The organism is Bacillus cereus group sp. BfR-BA-01441 (assembly GCF_022663075.1).
GTDB lineage: Bacteria > Bacillota > Bacilli > Bacillales > Bacillaceae_G > Bacillus_A > Bacillus_A cereus.
In genome coordinates, this window is sequence record NZ_JAKUEU010000005.1 from 1 (window position 1) to 13058 (window position 13058).

Sequence of the window (13058 nt, forward strand, 5' to 3'; positions counted from 1 at the left end):
GTAGAGCAAGTACAAAAGCCAATTTCAAGTACGGAAGTACAAGAGAAAGCATATGTTGTAAATCAAAGAGAGAACGATATGCGAAATGTATTGCATACACCACCGACATATACTGTTCCACCATTAGCGCTGTTGTCGATTCCACAGCAATCAGCGTTAGATAATACAGAATGGTTAGAGGAGCAGAAAGAATTATTAGATACAACGTTTAATAATTTTCACGTTGGCGCACATGTTATTAATGTATCGCAAGGGCCAGCGGTAACTCGTTTTGAAGTACAGCCAGACCCAGGTGTGAAAGTAAATAAAATTACAAACTTAAGTGATGATATTAAGTTAAGTTTAGCTGCGAAAGATATTCGTATTGAAGCGCCGATTCCAGGGAAGAGTGCAATTGGAATTGAAGTTCCAAATAAAGAAAGCAAGCCAGTATTTCTTCGCGAAATTTTAAGAAGTCCTGTATTCACAAAGAGTGAATCACCGCTTACTGTTGCGCTTGGACTTGATATTTCAGGGGACCCAATTGTAACGGATATTCGAAAAATGCCGCACGGACTTATTGCGGGTGCAACGGGTTCAGGTAAAAGTGTGTGTATTAACGCGATTTTAACGAGTATTTTATATAAAGCGAAACCACATGAAGTGAAGTTAATGTTAATTGATCCGAAGATGGTTGAGCTTGCACCATACAATTCTGTTCCGCATCTTGTAGCACCTGTTATTACGGATGTAAAAGCAGCGACAGCTGCATTAAAATGGGCAGTTGAGGAAATGGAACGCCGTTATGAATTGTTTGCACACGCAGGTGCTCGTGATTTAACTCGCTACAATACGATTGTAAGTGAGCGAGAAATTCCAGGAGAGACATTACCTTATATCGTTATTGTCATTGACGAGTTAGCCGATTTAATGATGGTAGCACCTGGTGATGTTGAGGAAGCGATTTGTCGTATTGCGCAAAAAGCACGTGCTTGTGGTATTCATTTATTAGTAGCGACGCAGCGTCCATCTGTAGATGTTATTACAGGTTTAATTAAGTCAAACATTCCAACGCGTATTGCGTTTACTGTATCATCTCAAGTTGATTCGCGTACGATTATTGATATTGGGGGCGCGGAGAAATTACTTGGCCGTGGTGATATGTTATTCTTAGGGAACGGTACATCTAAACCAGTTCGTGTACAAGGTGTATATGTATCGGATGATGAGATTGAAAAAACAGTTGATCATGTGAAAAAGCAAATGAAGCCGAATTACTTATTTAAGCAAGAGGATTTATTAGCGAAAACAGAACAAGCTGAGTCGGAAGACGAATTGTTCCTTGATGCATGTCAATTTGTTGTAGAACAAGGGGGAGCGTCCACATCTTCTGTACAGCGAAAATTCCGCATCGGTTATAATCGCGCGGCACGTCTCATTGAAGAGATGGAATCGCAAGGAATTATTTCTGAAGGTAGAGGAACGAAACCGAGAGATGTCCTTATTTCTGAGGATGAATTTGCCGCTATGCAGGAAACAAATGTATAGTAAACGGTTTTGCTGTATACTAAGAGAAAATGTTGGATAGTAAAGTAGGGAGTAAAGCGACATGAAAGAAATTGAATTAAAATTAAAAGGTGAAATAAATAGACTAACAAATAAAACATTTAAATTTGACGAACGTGTTGGAGAAGGTTGGTTCTCTGCCGTTTACTTTTTAAAGACTAGAGAAATCATCGAAGAATTTCGCCCGAAAAGTGTTGTAACGATGCAATTTTTCCAAAAGGAAAATGCAGTTCTTTGCGGAACGGATGAAGTAATTGCATTGCTACAAACATTCGCTAAAAATCCTGAGGAACTTGAAATTAACTCTTTAAAAGATGGCGATAAAATTAGTCCATTTGAAACAGTGTTAACAATTCATGGTCCTTATGAAAATTTCGGATTTTTAGAAGGTGTCATTGATGGGATTTTAGCTCGTCGTACATCGGTTGCGACAAACGTATATAACGTTGTCCAAGCTGCGCGTAGCGTAGATAAAGAAAAACCAGTTATTTTCATGGGAGACCGTGATGATCATTATACACAACAAGCTGGTGACGGTTATGCAGCATACATCGGAGGTATGAGCGCACAAGCGACGCATGCGATGAATGAATGGTGGGGCAAAAGTGGTATGGGGACGATGCCTCACGCATTAATTCAAATGTTTAATGGTGATGTTGTGGAAGCGGCAAAAGCATATCATAAGAAATTCCCAGAAGATGAATTAGTTGTACTGATTGATTACAATAATGATGTTATTACAGATGCACTTCGTGTAGCACGTGAATTTGGATCAACATTAAAAGGTGTGCGTGTAGATACGTCCCGCACGATGATTGATCAATACTTTATTCGCCACCCAGAAGTACTTGGAACATTCGATCCACGTGGTGTAAACCCATCGCTTGTATTCGCACTTCGTAAAGCACTTGATGAAGAAGGATTCCAGCATGTAGACATCGTTGTAACTGGTGGATTTGATGAGAAGCGTATTCGTGAATTTGAAGCTCAAAACGTACCTGTTGACATATACGGGGTAGGAAGTAGCTTATTAAAAATGAATATTGGCTTTACTGGTGATAATGTAGAACTAAATGGGAAACCAGAAGCAAAAGCTGGTCGTAAATATCGTCCAAACCCACGTTTAGAGCGTGTTCAATTAGAAAAAAGAGAAGAGATGTAAAAGAGAGAAAAACTGATAGGTGATTGACCCTATCAGTTTTTCTGTTATCATAGTATAGCGGCTTCTTTTTTGCTATAATGGACTTATTATGGACATATAAAGAAGTACGTACGAGTTTATCCTGATAAGTGAAGGGAAAGAATAACTTCACTACATCAAAAATGTATGATGATTACCAAAATAAGAAAAGATTCATATACTGTCTTATAGATAGGCCGTTGTATTAGTTCGAAATGTTGGAGGTTCTTTAAGATGACAGTTTACCATTTTGTAGGAATTAAAGGAACAGGAATGAGTTCATTAGCGCAAATTCTTCATGATATGAAGCATACTGTTCAAGGGTCTGATTATGAAAAGCGTTTCTTTACACAAACAGCGTTGGAAAAGCGTAGTATCTCGATCCTTCCTTTTGATAAGAATAATGTAGAAGAAGGACAAGTGATTATTGCAGGAAATGCATTTCCTGATACGCATGAAGAAATCGTAGCAGCAAAAGAATTAAACATCCCAGTCCATCGTTACCATCATTTCTTAGGTGACCTGATGAGCCAATACACAAGTGTTGCTGTAACTGGTGCACACGGAAAAACATCAACAACAGGTTTGTTAGCCCATGTAATGCAAGGTGCACACCCAACATCTTACCTTATTGGAGATGGAACAGGGCATGGGGTAGAAAATAGTAAGTATTTTGTATTTGAAGCTTGTGAGTATCGTCGTCATTTCTTGTCTTATAATCCAGACTATGCAATTATGACGAATATTGATTTTGATCATCCAGATTATTTTGCAGACATCAATGATGTATTCAGTGCATTCCAAGAGATGGCATTGCAAGTGAAAAAAGGCATTATTGCATGTGGAGATGATGAAGAACTTCAAAAAATTCAAGCGAAAGTACCTGTTATTTTCTATGGATTTGGAGAAGATAATGATTTCCAAGCACGCAACATTCAAAAGAGAACAGATGGCACGATATTCGATGTATTCGTTCGTAACACGTACTATGATACGTTCAAAATTACAGGATACGGCAATCACAGCGTATTAAATGCGTTAGCAGTAATCGCGCTTTGCCATTATGAAAATGTTGATGTAGAAGCAGTAAAACATCAATTAACAACTTTTGAAGGCGTAAAACGTCGCTTTAATGAAAAGCCGATGGGAGAGCAAGTAATCATCGATGACTACGCACACCATCCGACAGAGATTAATGCAACGATTGAAGCTGCTCGTCAAAAACATCCAGAGCGTGAAATTGTCGCTGTATTCCAGCCACATACATTCTCACGTACAGAAAAGTTCTTAGATGAGTTCGCAGAAAGCCTAAGCAAAGCTGACCAAGTATACTTATGTGATATTTTCGGATCAGCACGTGAAAACAAAGGTGAATTAACAATCGAAGATCTGCAAAAGCGTATTGACGGTGCAGAATTAATTACAGATACAACAACGGATGTATTAAAGAAACATAAAAACGGCGTTCTAATTTTCATGGGCGCAGGTGACATCCAAAAATTCGAAGCGGCTTACGTAAAAGAAGTTCAAGTTGCAGAGAAATAATAGAAAAGACGCATAGCTTGGCTGTGCGTCTTTTTTATGTTGTCGTGGTTGTGCTTTAATGTTGAAACGTCGATATATATGGAGTTGTGTTCGATATATTTCAAAAATCGTTGATATATTGGTACGCGTTTTGAAATATAAATGTTAGAATAATAAGAAAACTAAAAAGGGGACTAAAAAACATGTTCACACTCCGAGTAGATGACGAAATCGAACTACAATTACTAGAAAAACATCATAAAGAGGAATTATATCAATTATTAGATCAAAACCGTAATCATTTACGGAAATGGCTCCCTTGGGTAGATGGGACAAAATCTGCTGATGCTTATGATGAAATTTTTCCGATGTGGTTAAAGAAGTTTGCAGAGGGAGACGGTTTTGAAAGTGGTATACGTTACAAAGGAAAGCTCGTTGGGATGGTAGGCATTCATCCAGTGAGCTGGGGGAAGAAAGCGACGAGTCTTGGGTATTATCTTGCAGAAGATGCTGGCGGGAAAGGTATTATGACGCGTAGCGTAAAGGCTGTACTTCACTATGCATTTGAAAATTTAAAGCTGAATAAAATTGAAATTCGGTGCGGTGTTGGAAATGCGAAAAGCCGCGCAATTCCAGAACGTTTAGGATTTAAGTTAGATGGTATTTTACGAGATGAAGAATGGCTATATGATCATTTTCATGATATCGCTGTATATAGTTTACTAGCTTCAGAATGGAAAGAGATTCGATGAACGAGAAGATTCGTATTGTTCCATATGAAAGTACGTTTCAAGAGGAAGTAGTAGATCTTATCGTTCATATTCAGCAAAAAGAGTATAATGTTTCAATTACGAAAGAAGAGCAACCTGATTTACTTGAAATAGAAACATTCTATCAAAAGGATCACGGAAACTTTTGGGTAGCAATTTATGATGGTAAAGTAGTTGGAACAGTAGCTTTATTAGATATTGAGAATCATCAAGTAGCGCTAAGAAAAATGTTCGTACAAAAAGAGTTTCGCGGAAAAGAATGGGGCGCATCACATATGTTGCTTCAAACAGCAATTTCATGGGCTGAGGATAAAAAATTGAAAGATATTTACTTAGGAACAACAGTAAAATTTTTAGCGGCACATCGTTTTTATGAAAAGAATGGTTTTCAAAGTGTGAGTATAGACGAGTTGCCGAAAAACTTTCCGGTGCTACAGGTAGATAAGAAATTTTATAGGTACATTGTGTAAAAGGTCATTTAGAAATGGCCTTTTTCTATGAACTAAAATGGAAATAGTGGTATAATTTGGATTAGGGGGGTGTAGGTATGAACTTTCCAATTCAAAGAAGTAAGTCAGTAGTCATTTTCGTTTGCCTTACGTTAGTTTTTATGTTTATATATCCAATTGTCATGCTTTTCACTAATAAAGCGCATTGGATGTCAGCGTTGATTGGGATGGGTTTATGCTTCATTGTAAATGTACCACTCGTTTGGGAAGTATTTATTAAAAAACATAAAGTAGAAAATGGCGTATTAAAGTACGGTATTTTAAATGATGATATTGTATTAAAAGATGTGAGAATTATACGTCAGGTCGGAAAGTCTCTTGAAATTACGACGAATGCATATAAAGTACATATGGTTGCGATGCCGCAAAATATGGATGAATTCTTGGCGCTTATAGAGAAAGAAAATCCACATGTGAAAATAGAAATGGTAGGGAAGAAATGAAATATATAAAACCTTTTTTTTGCTTGGAAATTATGCTGGTGTTTGCTATCTGCACTAGGATAAATATGAAATGGAACCTGCCTTTATATGTACCAATATTAATAGGTACTATCGCAGTGGCACTTTTATATTATTTTCATTTTCAGCAAACAAAAAGTAAGAACAGTAGCTCGATATAGAGTGAGGATAATAAAAAAACGCTCGGATATAATTCTAACGGGTTCGGATTAGGAGTACAATAACTTAAATAGCGTAATAATTTTAGGTTCAAATCGTATATGATTTGAACCTTTTGTTTTTGTTGATTTAATAAGGTTTATTGGTAATTAACGTATTGACAATAGCCAATATCATATGTTTGGAAATCATGCTAAAATAGATTCCGATATTGTTGCTACACCTGCTCAGAGGCTTCGTATAAGTAGAAAAAAATATGAGTTAAATGATATTATCTATTTAAGAAAATCATTTCTTTCAAAAAGAAGGGGGATTGAGATGAACACAATGAAAAAAATAATAAAAAAACTATTTTTTAGCGATTTGGAAAAGTTTAGCCAAAGTCTTGGATATTCTACTTGGAATGAGTTAATGGACAATTCCTTTCACATATTCATTATCCCTCCCGATGCAGAATGGTTTGCAACCCAATTACCTAATAAAAATTGGGCAGTATGGAATGATGAAGGACAACCTCCTTTCGAATATAAAGAGTTCGTGAAATGGGCAGAAGCTATACGGTATTTAAGAGATATTTTTGAAAAGAATGGCTACCCAGAGGAGAATTGGGAACCAGAAGGTTTTGAACAAAATGACGACTGTTATTCTCAAGAACCTGATAAAAACAAACGTATAGAGGATTAAAAAGACATCTTGTTATGTTGTCTTGAAAACAGAAAAAAGCATCTGAAATTGATGCTTTTTTCTATGCTATTAAATGTATTAGTTTAGGTACAAAATTCAAGCTAAATCAGTTGTTTTTTGCATTGCTTTTTCTGATTTTGTACCTCAAAACCGAACCCGTTAACATAATTCCGAGCGTTTTTCATTATTTTAAGTTCTCTGGGTTTAAAGCTTCTAATTCAGGTACAACGAAGCGCCCGTCTTTACGGATTAGTACGTCATCAAAGTAAATTTCGCCGCCGCCGTATTCAGGGCGTTGGATACATACTAAGTCCCAATGGATGTTCGAGTTGTTACCGTTCCATGCATCGTCGTAAGCTTGTCCAGGAGTGAAGTGGAAGCTGCCATCGATTTTTTCATCGAATAGGATGTCTCCCATTGGATGTAAGATGTATGGGTTTACGCCGATTGCGAACTCACCAACGTAGCGTGCGCCTTCGTCTGTATCGAAGATTTTGTTAATGCGTTCTGAATCGTTTGCAGTTGCTTCAACGATTTGGCCGTTCTCGAACTTAAGTTGTACATTTTCAAATGTATAACCGTTGTAAGGAGATGGTGTGTTGTAAGAAACTGTACCGTTAACAGAATCACGAACTGGTGCAGAGTATACTTCACCGTCTGGAATGTTTAAATGACCGGAGCATTTAATTGCTGGAATGTCTTTAATAGAGAATGTTAAGTCAGTTCCAGGACCAGTTAAACGAACTTTATCTGTTTTATTCATTAATGTAACAAGGCTGTCCATCGCCTTATCCATTTTACCGTAGTCTAAGTTACATACTTCAAAGTAGAAGTCTTCGAAAGCTTCTGTACTCATTTTAGCAAGCTGTGCCATAGAAGCATTTGGGTAGCGAAGAACAACCCAGCGTGTTTTTGGAACGCGAATGTCTCTATGAACTTTTTTACCAACTGTTTGGCCATGAACTTTCATACGCTCACTTGGAACGTCAGCTTGTTCATTAATATTATCGCCAGAGCGAAGGCCGATATAAGCGTCCATGTCTTTCATTACGCTTGCTTCATATGCAGCGATTTGTTCGAAATGTTCTTCAGTAGCACCCATTAATAAAGAGCGATCTACTTGATGATCTTTTAAAGAGACGAATGGGAAACCACCAGCTGCATATGCTTCTTTTACAAGTGCAGTTACAAGTTCTTTTTGTAAGCCAAAGTTTTCAATTAATACTTTTTCACCTTTTTGTAAGCGGATAGAGTAGTTAATTAAATTGTATGCTAACTTTTCAATACGTGGATCTTTCATATGTAAAGCCTCCCTACTAATTATGTATCCTCTCCTATTGTAACCTACTTAGTGGAATTTGTTGAATGATTTATGTTACAGTTAACGAATAAGTATGAAAATTCTAATGATGAGATAGGGATTAGAATGAAACGGAAAATGATTGTATAATAGGGGAAAGTATGAAAAAGATAAAGGAAGTGATGAAATGCAAGTTCTTTTATATGTAAGTGCGGCTATTATCGCGGTTGCTTTCGCAGTATTAGTAGTGTATGTATGTAGAACGTTGTTATCGGTTCAGAAGACGTTAGAAAACGTTGCAAGCACGTTAGAAGGTTTAGAAAAACAAATGCAAGGAATTAGCGTAGAGACAGAGCAATTATTACATAAAACGAATGCGTTAGCTGATGATATTCAACAGAAGTCACAGTCATTAAATAAAGTGGTAGCGGGTGTAGATGGGATTGGAACGACAATCCAATCTTTAAATACGAAGCTTCGTAATGTATCAGACTCTGTAACGGACGAAATTGAAAATAACGCTGATAAAGTAGCGCAAGTTGTACAGTGGAGCAGTGCGGCGATTGAAGTATACAATCATTACCGTACGTCGAGACAAGAGAAGAAGGTTGAAAAAGAAGAGCGTAAATTAGAAAGAATTGAGAAAAAAGCTGAAAAGAAAGAGAAACGCTCTAGATTTCGTATGAGAGGTGAATCGTGATGAATATGACAAAACTTGAAACAATTGAAGAGCTTGAAGTCTTAGTAGAAAAGAACGAGCCGTATGTTCTTTTTAAACACAGTACGACATGCCCAATTAGTCACGGTGCATACACAGAATTTCAAGCGTATTGCAGCGAAGAAAGAGAAGTACCAGCGTATTACTTATACGTACAAGATGCGAGAGATGTGTCAAATCGTGTTGCAGAACAATACAGTATTAGACATGAATCACCACAAGTGTTATACATAAAAGATGGGATGGTAGTATGGAATACATCTCATTGGAATATTAAAAAAGATGCTTTAGAAGAGAATATAAAGTAAAAAGAAGCAAGCTAAAGGTGCTTGCTTCTTTTTTTTTGTTTTTGTTGAAATATATTTAGTGGTACACTATTAATAGTTCAAACTAAATAACTAGATTGTTGAAAGTAGGTTTTAAGTAATGAAGAAAATGGCATTATCCTTCGCAGTCGTAAGTTTATTACTGGGAGCTTGTAGTAACAATAGTAATACGATTAGTAAGAAGGATGAAGTTATACAAAAAGATACAAAAGAAAAAAGTATGATTCCGAGAACTGCTGTTTCTAAAGATTATTATAGAACTGTTATTCCTTTAAAAGAACAAAAGGTTATTAATACAGCTAATATAAAAACAAATTCTAAATTAGATTTAGCAGAGTATGAAAATGGTTTAATAAATATTGCAACGCAGCAATTTGATACAGAGAGTCACGTACTGCAATTAAACCAGTATATTCCAGAGAAACTAATTGATGAACTAGTTGCGAAAGTAGAAGCGCCAGTTTTGACAAATATTATAGAACAAGATTATTTCGGAAAACAGAATTCAAATGAATTAAGTTTATCTGGTGTTATGATTGGCTTAGCTATGTCTTCAAGTGTATCGAATGAAGAGGCTATGTCTAAAGGGACTGAAGTTGCTAAACAACTTATTGAAGCTATTAACAAAAATGATAAATATAACAAATCTCCAATTACGTTTGCTATCTTTAAGCAAGAAAGTACAAGTTCTTTAAAAAATGGTACGTATATTGCTAGTGCTACTGTTCAAAAGAATGATACGAACCTTGGAAATTGGAGTACGATCGATGAAAAGTCGTATTCATATCCTTCTGATGAATTTACACAAGCACATGGAGAAGATAATACAAAAATAAATAACTTTGCTAAGGAAATAAAAGGTTTTTCTAATGGAGATTTTATTCCAGTCAACGCTAAAGTTTCTTATAAGAAAGATCAAATGGATACATTAAATATGAATATTGTTATTAAATATAACGGTAAAACAGAATTAATGGCTCTTACCCAATTGGCTGCTCAAGGCATGTTAGACAAATTGCCTAAAGATGCGAAAGTACAATTACAGATCAAGTCCGAGAGTAAAATTGAGGCCGTTATTATAAAAGAGAAAAACAGTGATAAACCGTTTGTTTCCTTCTTGTAAAAAAAGACAGTATGTAAACTGTCTTTTTTTTATTTTAAATGAAAATATATAATGTTTTTTGATAGTAATTCCTTGCTGTATATCGTGTGACAATCGTATATGTATCAGCTATAATAAATTATCTTAAAAAAGTAACATATAGGAATTTGAAAGAGGTGGCTTTCTTATGGCATCACAACAATTAGGTCGTTTACGTTCTGAAATTGATCAACTTAATTTACAAATATTAGAGTTACTAAACGAAAGAGGTCGTCTCGTACAAGAAGTTGGTAATTTAAAAGAAGTACAAGGTGTGAAACGTTTTGATCCTGTACGTGAAAGAAATATGCTGGATTTAATTGCAGAGAATAATAATGGTCCATTTGAAACTTCGACTTTACAACATATTTTCAAACAAATTTTTCAAGCTGGTTTAGAATTACAAGAAGACGATCATCGTAAAGCATTACTTGTTTCTCGTAAGAAAAAAACAGAAGATACGATTGTTGAAATTAATGGTGAAAAAATTGGTGACGGAAATCAGCATTTTATTATGGGACCGTGTGCAGTGGAAAGTTATGAACAAGTACGTCAAGTTGCTGAAGCAATGAAAGGGCAAGGTCTGAAATTAATGCGTGGTGGTGCGTTTAAACCACGTACTTCACCGTATGATTTTCAAGGTCTTGGATTAGAGGGATTACAAATTTTGCGCCAGGTAGCAGATGAATATGATTTGGCTGTTATTAGTGAAATTTTAAATCCGAATGATATTGAGATGTCATTAGATTACGTTGATGTTATTCAAATTGGCGCTCGCAATATGCAAAACTTTGATTTGCTAAGGGCAGCTGGTGCTGTGAATAAACCAGTATTATTAAAACGTGGTCTATCAGCAACGATTGAAGAATTCATTAATGCGGCAGAATATATTATGGCAAAGGGAAATGGGAACATTATTTTATGTGAACGAGGTATTCGCACGTATGAAAGAGCGACGCGTAATACGCTTGATATTTCCGCTGTGCCGATTTTAAAGAAAGAAACACATTTACCTGTCGTTGTCGATGTAACGCATTCTACAGGGCGACGTGACCTTCTCTTACCAACTGCAAAAGCAGCGATGGCAATTGGTGCAGACGCAATTATGGCTGAAGTACATCCAGATCCAGCTGTAGCTTTATCTGATGCAGCGCAACAAATGAATATACCGCAGTTCAATGATTTTATGAATGAATTAAAATCATTTGGAAGTAAATTATAAAAACTTTTAATGAGCTGTTCCAAAAAGGCATTTTGGAACAGCTTTCTCCTATTGTATAGCGACTGTCATTGTCGATTTTTGTTGGTAAGTTGATATATTTAAAAAATCGCTGATATAATTAGAGTTGCGGTCGATATATTTGGAAAATCGCTGATATATTTCGAGTTACAGTCGATATATTCGAAAAATCGCCGATATAAATTTCATTTACTATCGTACTGCTTAAAATAAGATTTCTACTAAGGAAACATCTATTTTTTTACAAAAAATGCCCTTTTTTCATAAAAAATACGAAAATACGAGAAAAGAAGCGAATTTTTTCGAAACTTTTGCGGGAAAATATTGTATGAGCCTGCGTTTTTATCGTATCATTAGTAAAAGGAAGAACTCGGGACGATTGGTGGCATCTGCAAATAGAGTTGATGTCTTTTTTTCATTCAAGTAACCGATACATAAAAATAGATAACAAAAATAGAAGGAGTGTGCGATGAGATGAACGTAACAATATATGATGTAGCGCGTGAAGCGAACGTTTCAATGGCTACCGTATCACGCGTTGTGAACGGTAACCCAAATGTAAAGCCTACAACAAGAAAGAAAGTATTAGAAGCAATTGATCGTTTAGGATACCGCCCAAATGCGGTAGCACGTGGACTAGCAAGTAAGAAGACAACTACAGTAGGTGTTATTATTCCTGATATCTCAAATACGTTTTATGCAGAACTAGCTCGTGGAATTGAAGATATCGCAACAATGTACAAATATAACATCATTTTAAGTAACTCTGACCAAAACAAAGAGAAAGAGTTCCATTTATTAAATACGATGCTTGGAAAACAAGTGGACGGAATTGTTTTCATGGGTGAAGATATTACAGACATTCACATTGAAGAATTTAAAAAATCTCCAGTACCAATTGTATTAGCAGCATCATTTGATGAGCAAAATGAAACGCCATCAGTAAATATTGATTATACACAAGCAGCTTATGATGCAATGAAGCACTTTATCGAGCAAGGACATAAACGTATCGGTTTCGTCTCTGGTCCTTTCATTGATAAAGCGGGAAGCGCGAAGAAGTTACAAGGTTATAAAAAAGCTTTAGAAGAAGCAGGTATTTCATATGATGAAAATCTTGTAATCGATGGAGATTACACATATGACTCAGGTATCGAAGCATTCGAAAAGCTTTGGAGCAATGATGAAAAGCCAACAGCAATATTCGTATCTTCTGATGAAATGGCACTAGGTGTAATCCATGCAGCACAAGACGCTGGATTAAACGTACCAACTGACGTTGAAGTACTTGGTTTCGATAATACACGCCTTGCATTAATGGTTCGTCCGCAGCTTTCAACAGTTGTTCAACCGATGTATGATATCGGTGCAGTAGCAATGCGTCTATTAACAAAGTATATGAACAAAGAAAAAGTGGAAGATCACACTGTTATCTTACCTCACCGTATCCAATTTAGAGATTCAACGAAGTAAGTATAAAAAAGCTCACAGCGATTGCTGT

At 36.1% G+C, this 13058-nt stretch carries 14 protein-coding genes; 13 read left to right on the top strand and 1 reads right to left on the bottom strand.

What is annotated here, in order from left to right:
* From MR107_RS03580 to MR107_RS03610, 8 genes are all read left to right on the top strand, one after another.
* Positions 1–1527 (top strand): DNA translocase FtsK (locus tag MR107_RS03580; protein WP_242292057.1); only part of this gene is annotated, 1527 nt, incomplete at its 5' end.
* Positions 1528–1588: 61 nt separating this feature from the next.
* Positions 1589–2707, top strand: a complete 1119-nt coding sequence (locus MR107_RS03585) for a nicotinate phosphoribosyltransferase (protein WP_000658370.1) — start codon at positions 1589–1591, stop codon at positions 2705–2707.
* Between the two features lie 252 nt (positions 2708–2959).
* Positions 2960–4270 carry a UDP-N-acetylmuramate--L-alanine ligase gene (gene murC, locus MR107_RS03590; RefSeq protein WP_000219468.1) on the top strand — a complete coding sequence of 437 codons (1311 nt, stop codon included), beginning with the start codon at positions 2960–2962 and terminating at the stop codon, positions 4268–4270.
* 182 nt (positions 4271–4452) lie between these two features.
* On the top strand, positions 4453–5001 hold the full coding sequence (locus tag MR107_RS03595) for a GNAT family N-acetyltransferase (RefSeq protein ID WP_000494681.1): 549 nt from the start codon (positions 4453–4455) through the stop codon (positions 4999–5001).
* Positions 4998–5489 carry a GNAT family N-acetyltransferase gene (locus MR107_RS03600; RefSeq protein ID WP_001003163.1) on the top strand — a complete coding sequence of 164 codons (492 nt, stop codon included), beginning with the start codon at positions 4998–5000 and terminating at the stop codon, positions 5487–5489. Before MR107_RS03595 ends, MR107_RS03600 begins: the two co-directional genes overlap by 4 nt.
* A gap of 77 nt (positions 5490–5566) precedes the next feature.
* Positions 5567–5971: a PH domain-containing protein gene (locus tag MR107_RS03605; RefSeq protein WP_001010643.1), complete on the top strand. Its 405-nt coding sequence runs from the start codon at positions 5567–5569 to the stop codon at positions 5969–5971.
* The gene (locus MR107_RS31655; protein WP_088344510.1) at positions 5968–6150 is read left to right on the top strand and encodes a hypothetical protein; all 183 of its coding nucleotides are present in this window, start codon (positions 5968–5970) and stop codon (positions 6148–6150) included. Before MR107_RS03605 ends, MR107_RS31655 begins: the two co-directional genes overlap by 4 nt.
* A gap of 316 nt (positions 6151–6466) precedes the next feature.
* Positions 6467–6832 (top strand): hypothetical protein, encoded by a 366-nt coding sequence (locus tag MR107_RS03610; protein WP_061457772.1) that lies wholly within the window; start codon positions 6467–6469, stop codon positions 6830–6832.
* A 184-nt stretch (positions 6833–7016) separates the two neighbouring features.
* Here MR107_RS03610 and MR107_RS03615 read toward each other — a convergent pair whose 3' ends face one another.
* A complete protein-coding gene (locus tag MR107_RS03615) occupies positions 7017–8132 on the bottom strand; it encodes an aminopeptidase (protein WP_000654729.1) in 1116 nt (371 codons plus the stop codon).
* 187 nt (positions 8133–8319) lie between these two features.
* Between MR107_RS03615 and MR107_RS03620 the strand changes: the two genes are divergently transcribed.
* From MR107_RS03620 to ccpA, 5 genes are all read left to right on the top strand, one after another.
* Positions 8320–8832 carry a DUF948 domain-containing protein gene (locus MR107_RS03620; protein ID WP_242292058.1) on the top strand — a complete coding sequence of 171 codons (513 nt, stop codon included), beginning with the start codon at positions 8320–8322 and terminating at the stop codon, positions 8830–8832.
* Positions 8832–9158, top strand: a complete 327-nt coding sequence (gene ytxJ, locus MR107_RS03625; RefSeq protein WP_001057469.1) for a bacillithiol system redox-active protein YtxJ — start codon at positions 8832–8834, stop codon at positions 9156–9158. Before MR107_RS03620 ends, ytxJ begins: the two co-directional genes overlap by 1 nt.
* Positions 9159–9276: 118 nt before the next feature.
* Positions 9277–10299 (top strand): CamS family sex pheromone protein, encoded by a 1023-nt coding sequence (locus MR107_RS03630; RefSeq protein ID WP_000738025.1) that lies wholly within the window; start codon positions 9277–9279, stop codon positions 10297–10299.
* A 166-nt stretch (positions 10300–10465) separates the two neighbouring features.
* The gene (locus MR107_RS03635; RefSeq protein ID WP_000168209.1) at positions 10466–11539 is read left to right on the top strand and encodes a bifunctional 3-deoxy-7-phosphoheptulonate synthase/chorismate mutase; all 1074 of its coding nucleotides are present in this window, start codon (positions 10466–10468) and stop codon (positions 11537–11539) included.
* A gap of 492 nt (positions 11540–12031) precedes the next feature.
* On the top strand, positions 12032–13030 hold the full coding sequence (gene ccpA / locus MR107_RS03640) for a catabolite control protein A (protein WP_001103297.1): 999 nt from the start codon (positions 12032–12034) through the stop codon (positions 13028–13030).
* Positions 13031–13058 lie beyond the last annotated feature (28 nt).

What these genes read in the sequence shown, in the direction of transcription:
- MR107_RS03585 (WP_000658370.1), top strand. Translation starts at nt 1,589, where the DNA reads ATGAAAGAAATTGAATTAAAATTAAAAGGTGAAATAAATAGACTAACA.
- murC (WP_000219468.1), top strand. Translation starts at nt 2,960, where the DNA reads ATGACAGTTTACCATTTTGTAGGAATTAAAGGAACAGGAATGAGTTCA.
- MR107_RS03595 (WP_000494681.1), top strand. Translation starts at nt 4,453, where the DNA reads ATGTTCACACTCCGAGTAGATGACGAAATCGAACTACAATTACTAGAA.
- MR107_RS03600 (WP_001003163.1), top strand. Translation starts at nt 4,998, where the DNA reads ATGAACGAGAAGATTCGTATTGTTCCATATGAAAGTACGTTTCAAGAG.
- MR107_RS03605 (WP_001010643.1), top strand. Translation starts at nt 5,567, where the DNA reads ATGAACTTTCCAATTCAAAGAAGTAAGTCAGTAGTCATTTTCGTTTGC.
- MR107_RS31655 (WP_088344510.1), top strand. Translation starts at nt 5,968, where the DNA reads ATGAAATATATAAAACCTTTTTTTTGCTTGGAAATTATGCTGGTGTTT.
- MR107_RS03610 (WP_061457772.1), top strand. Translation starts at nt 6,467, where the DNA reads ATGAACACAATGAAAAAAATAATAAAAAAACTATTTTTTAGCGATTTG.
- MR107_RS03615 (WP_000654729.1), bottom strand. Translation starts at nt 8,132, where the DNA reads ATGAAAGATCCACGTATTGAAAAGTTAGCATACAATTTAATTAACTAC.
- MR107_RS03620 (WP_242292058.1), top strand. Translation starts at nt 8,320, where the DNA reads ATGCAAGTTCTTTTATATGTAAGTGCGGCTATTATCGCGGTTGCTTTC.
- ytxJ (WP_001057469.1), top strand. Translation starts at nt 8,832, where the DNA reads ATGAATATGACAAAACTTGAAACAATTGAAGAGCTTGAAGTCTTAGTA.
- MR107_RS03630 (WP_000738025.1), top strand. Translation starts at nt 9,277, where the DNA reads ATGAAGAAAATGGCATTATCCTTCGCAGTCGTAAGTTTATTACTGGGA.
- MR107_RS03635 (WP_000168209.1), top strand. Translation starts at nt 10,466, where the DNA reads ATGGCATCACAACAATTAGGTCGTTTACGTTCTGAAATTGATCAACTT.
- ccpA (WP_001103297.1), top strand. Translation starts at nt 12,032, where the DNA reads ATGAACGTAACAATATATGATGTAGCGCGTGAAGCGAACGTTTCAATG.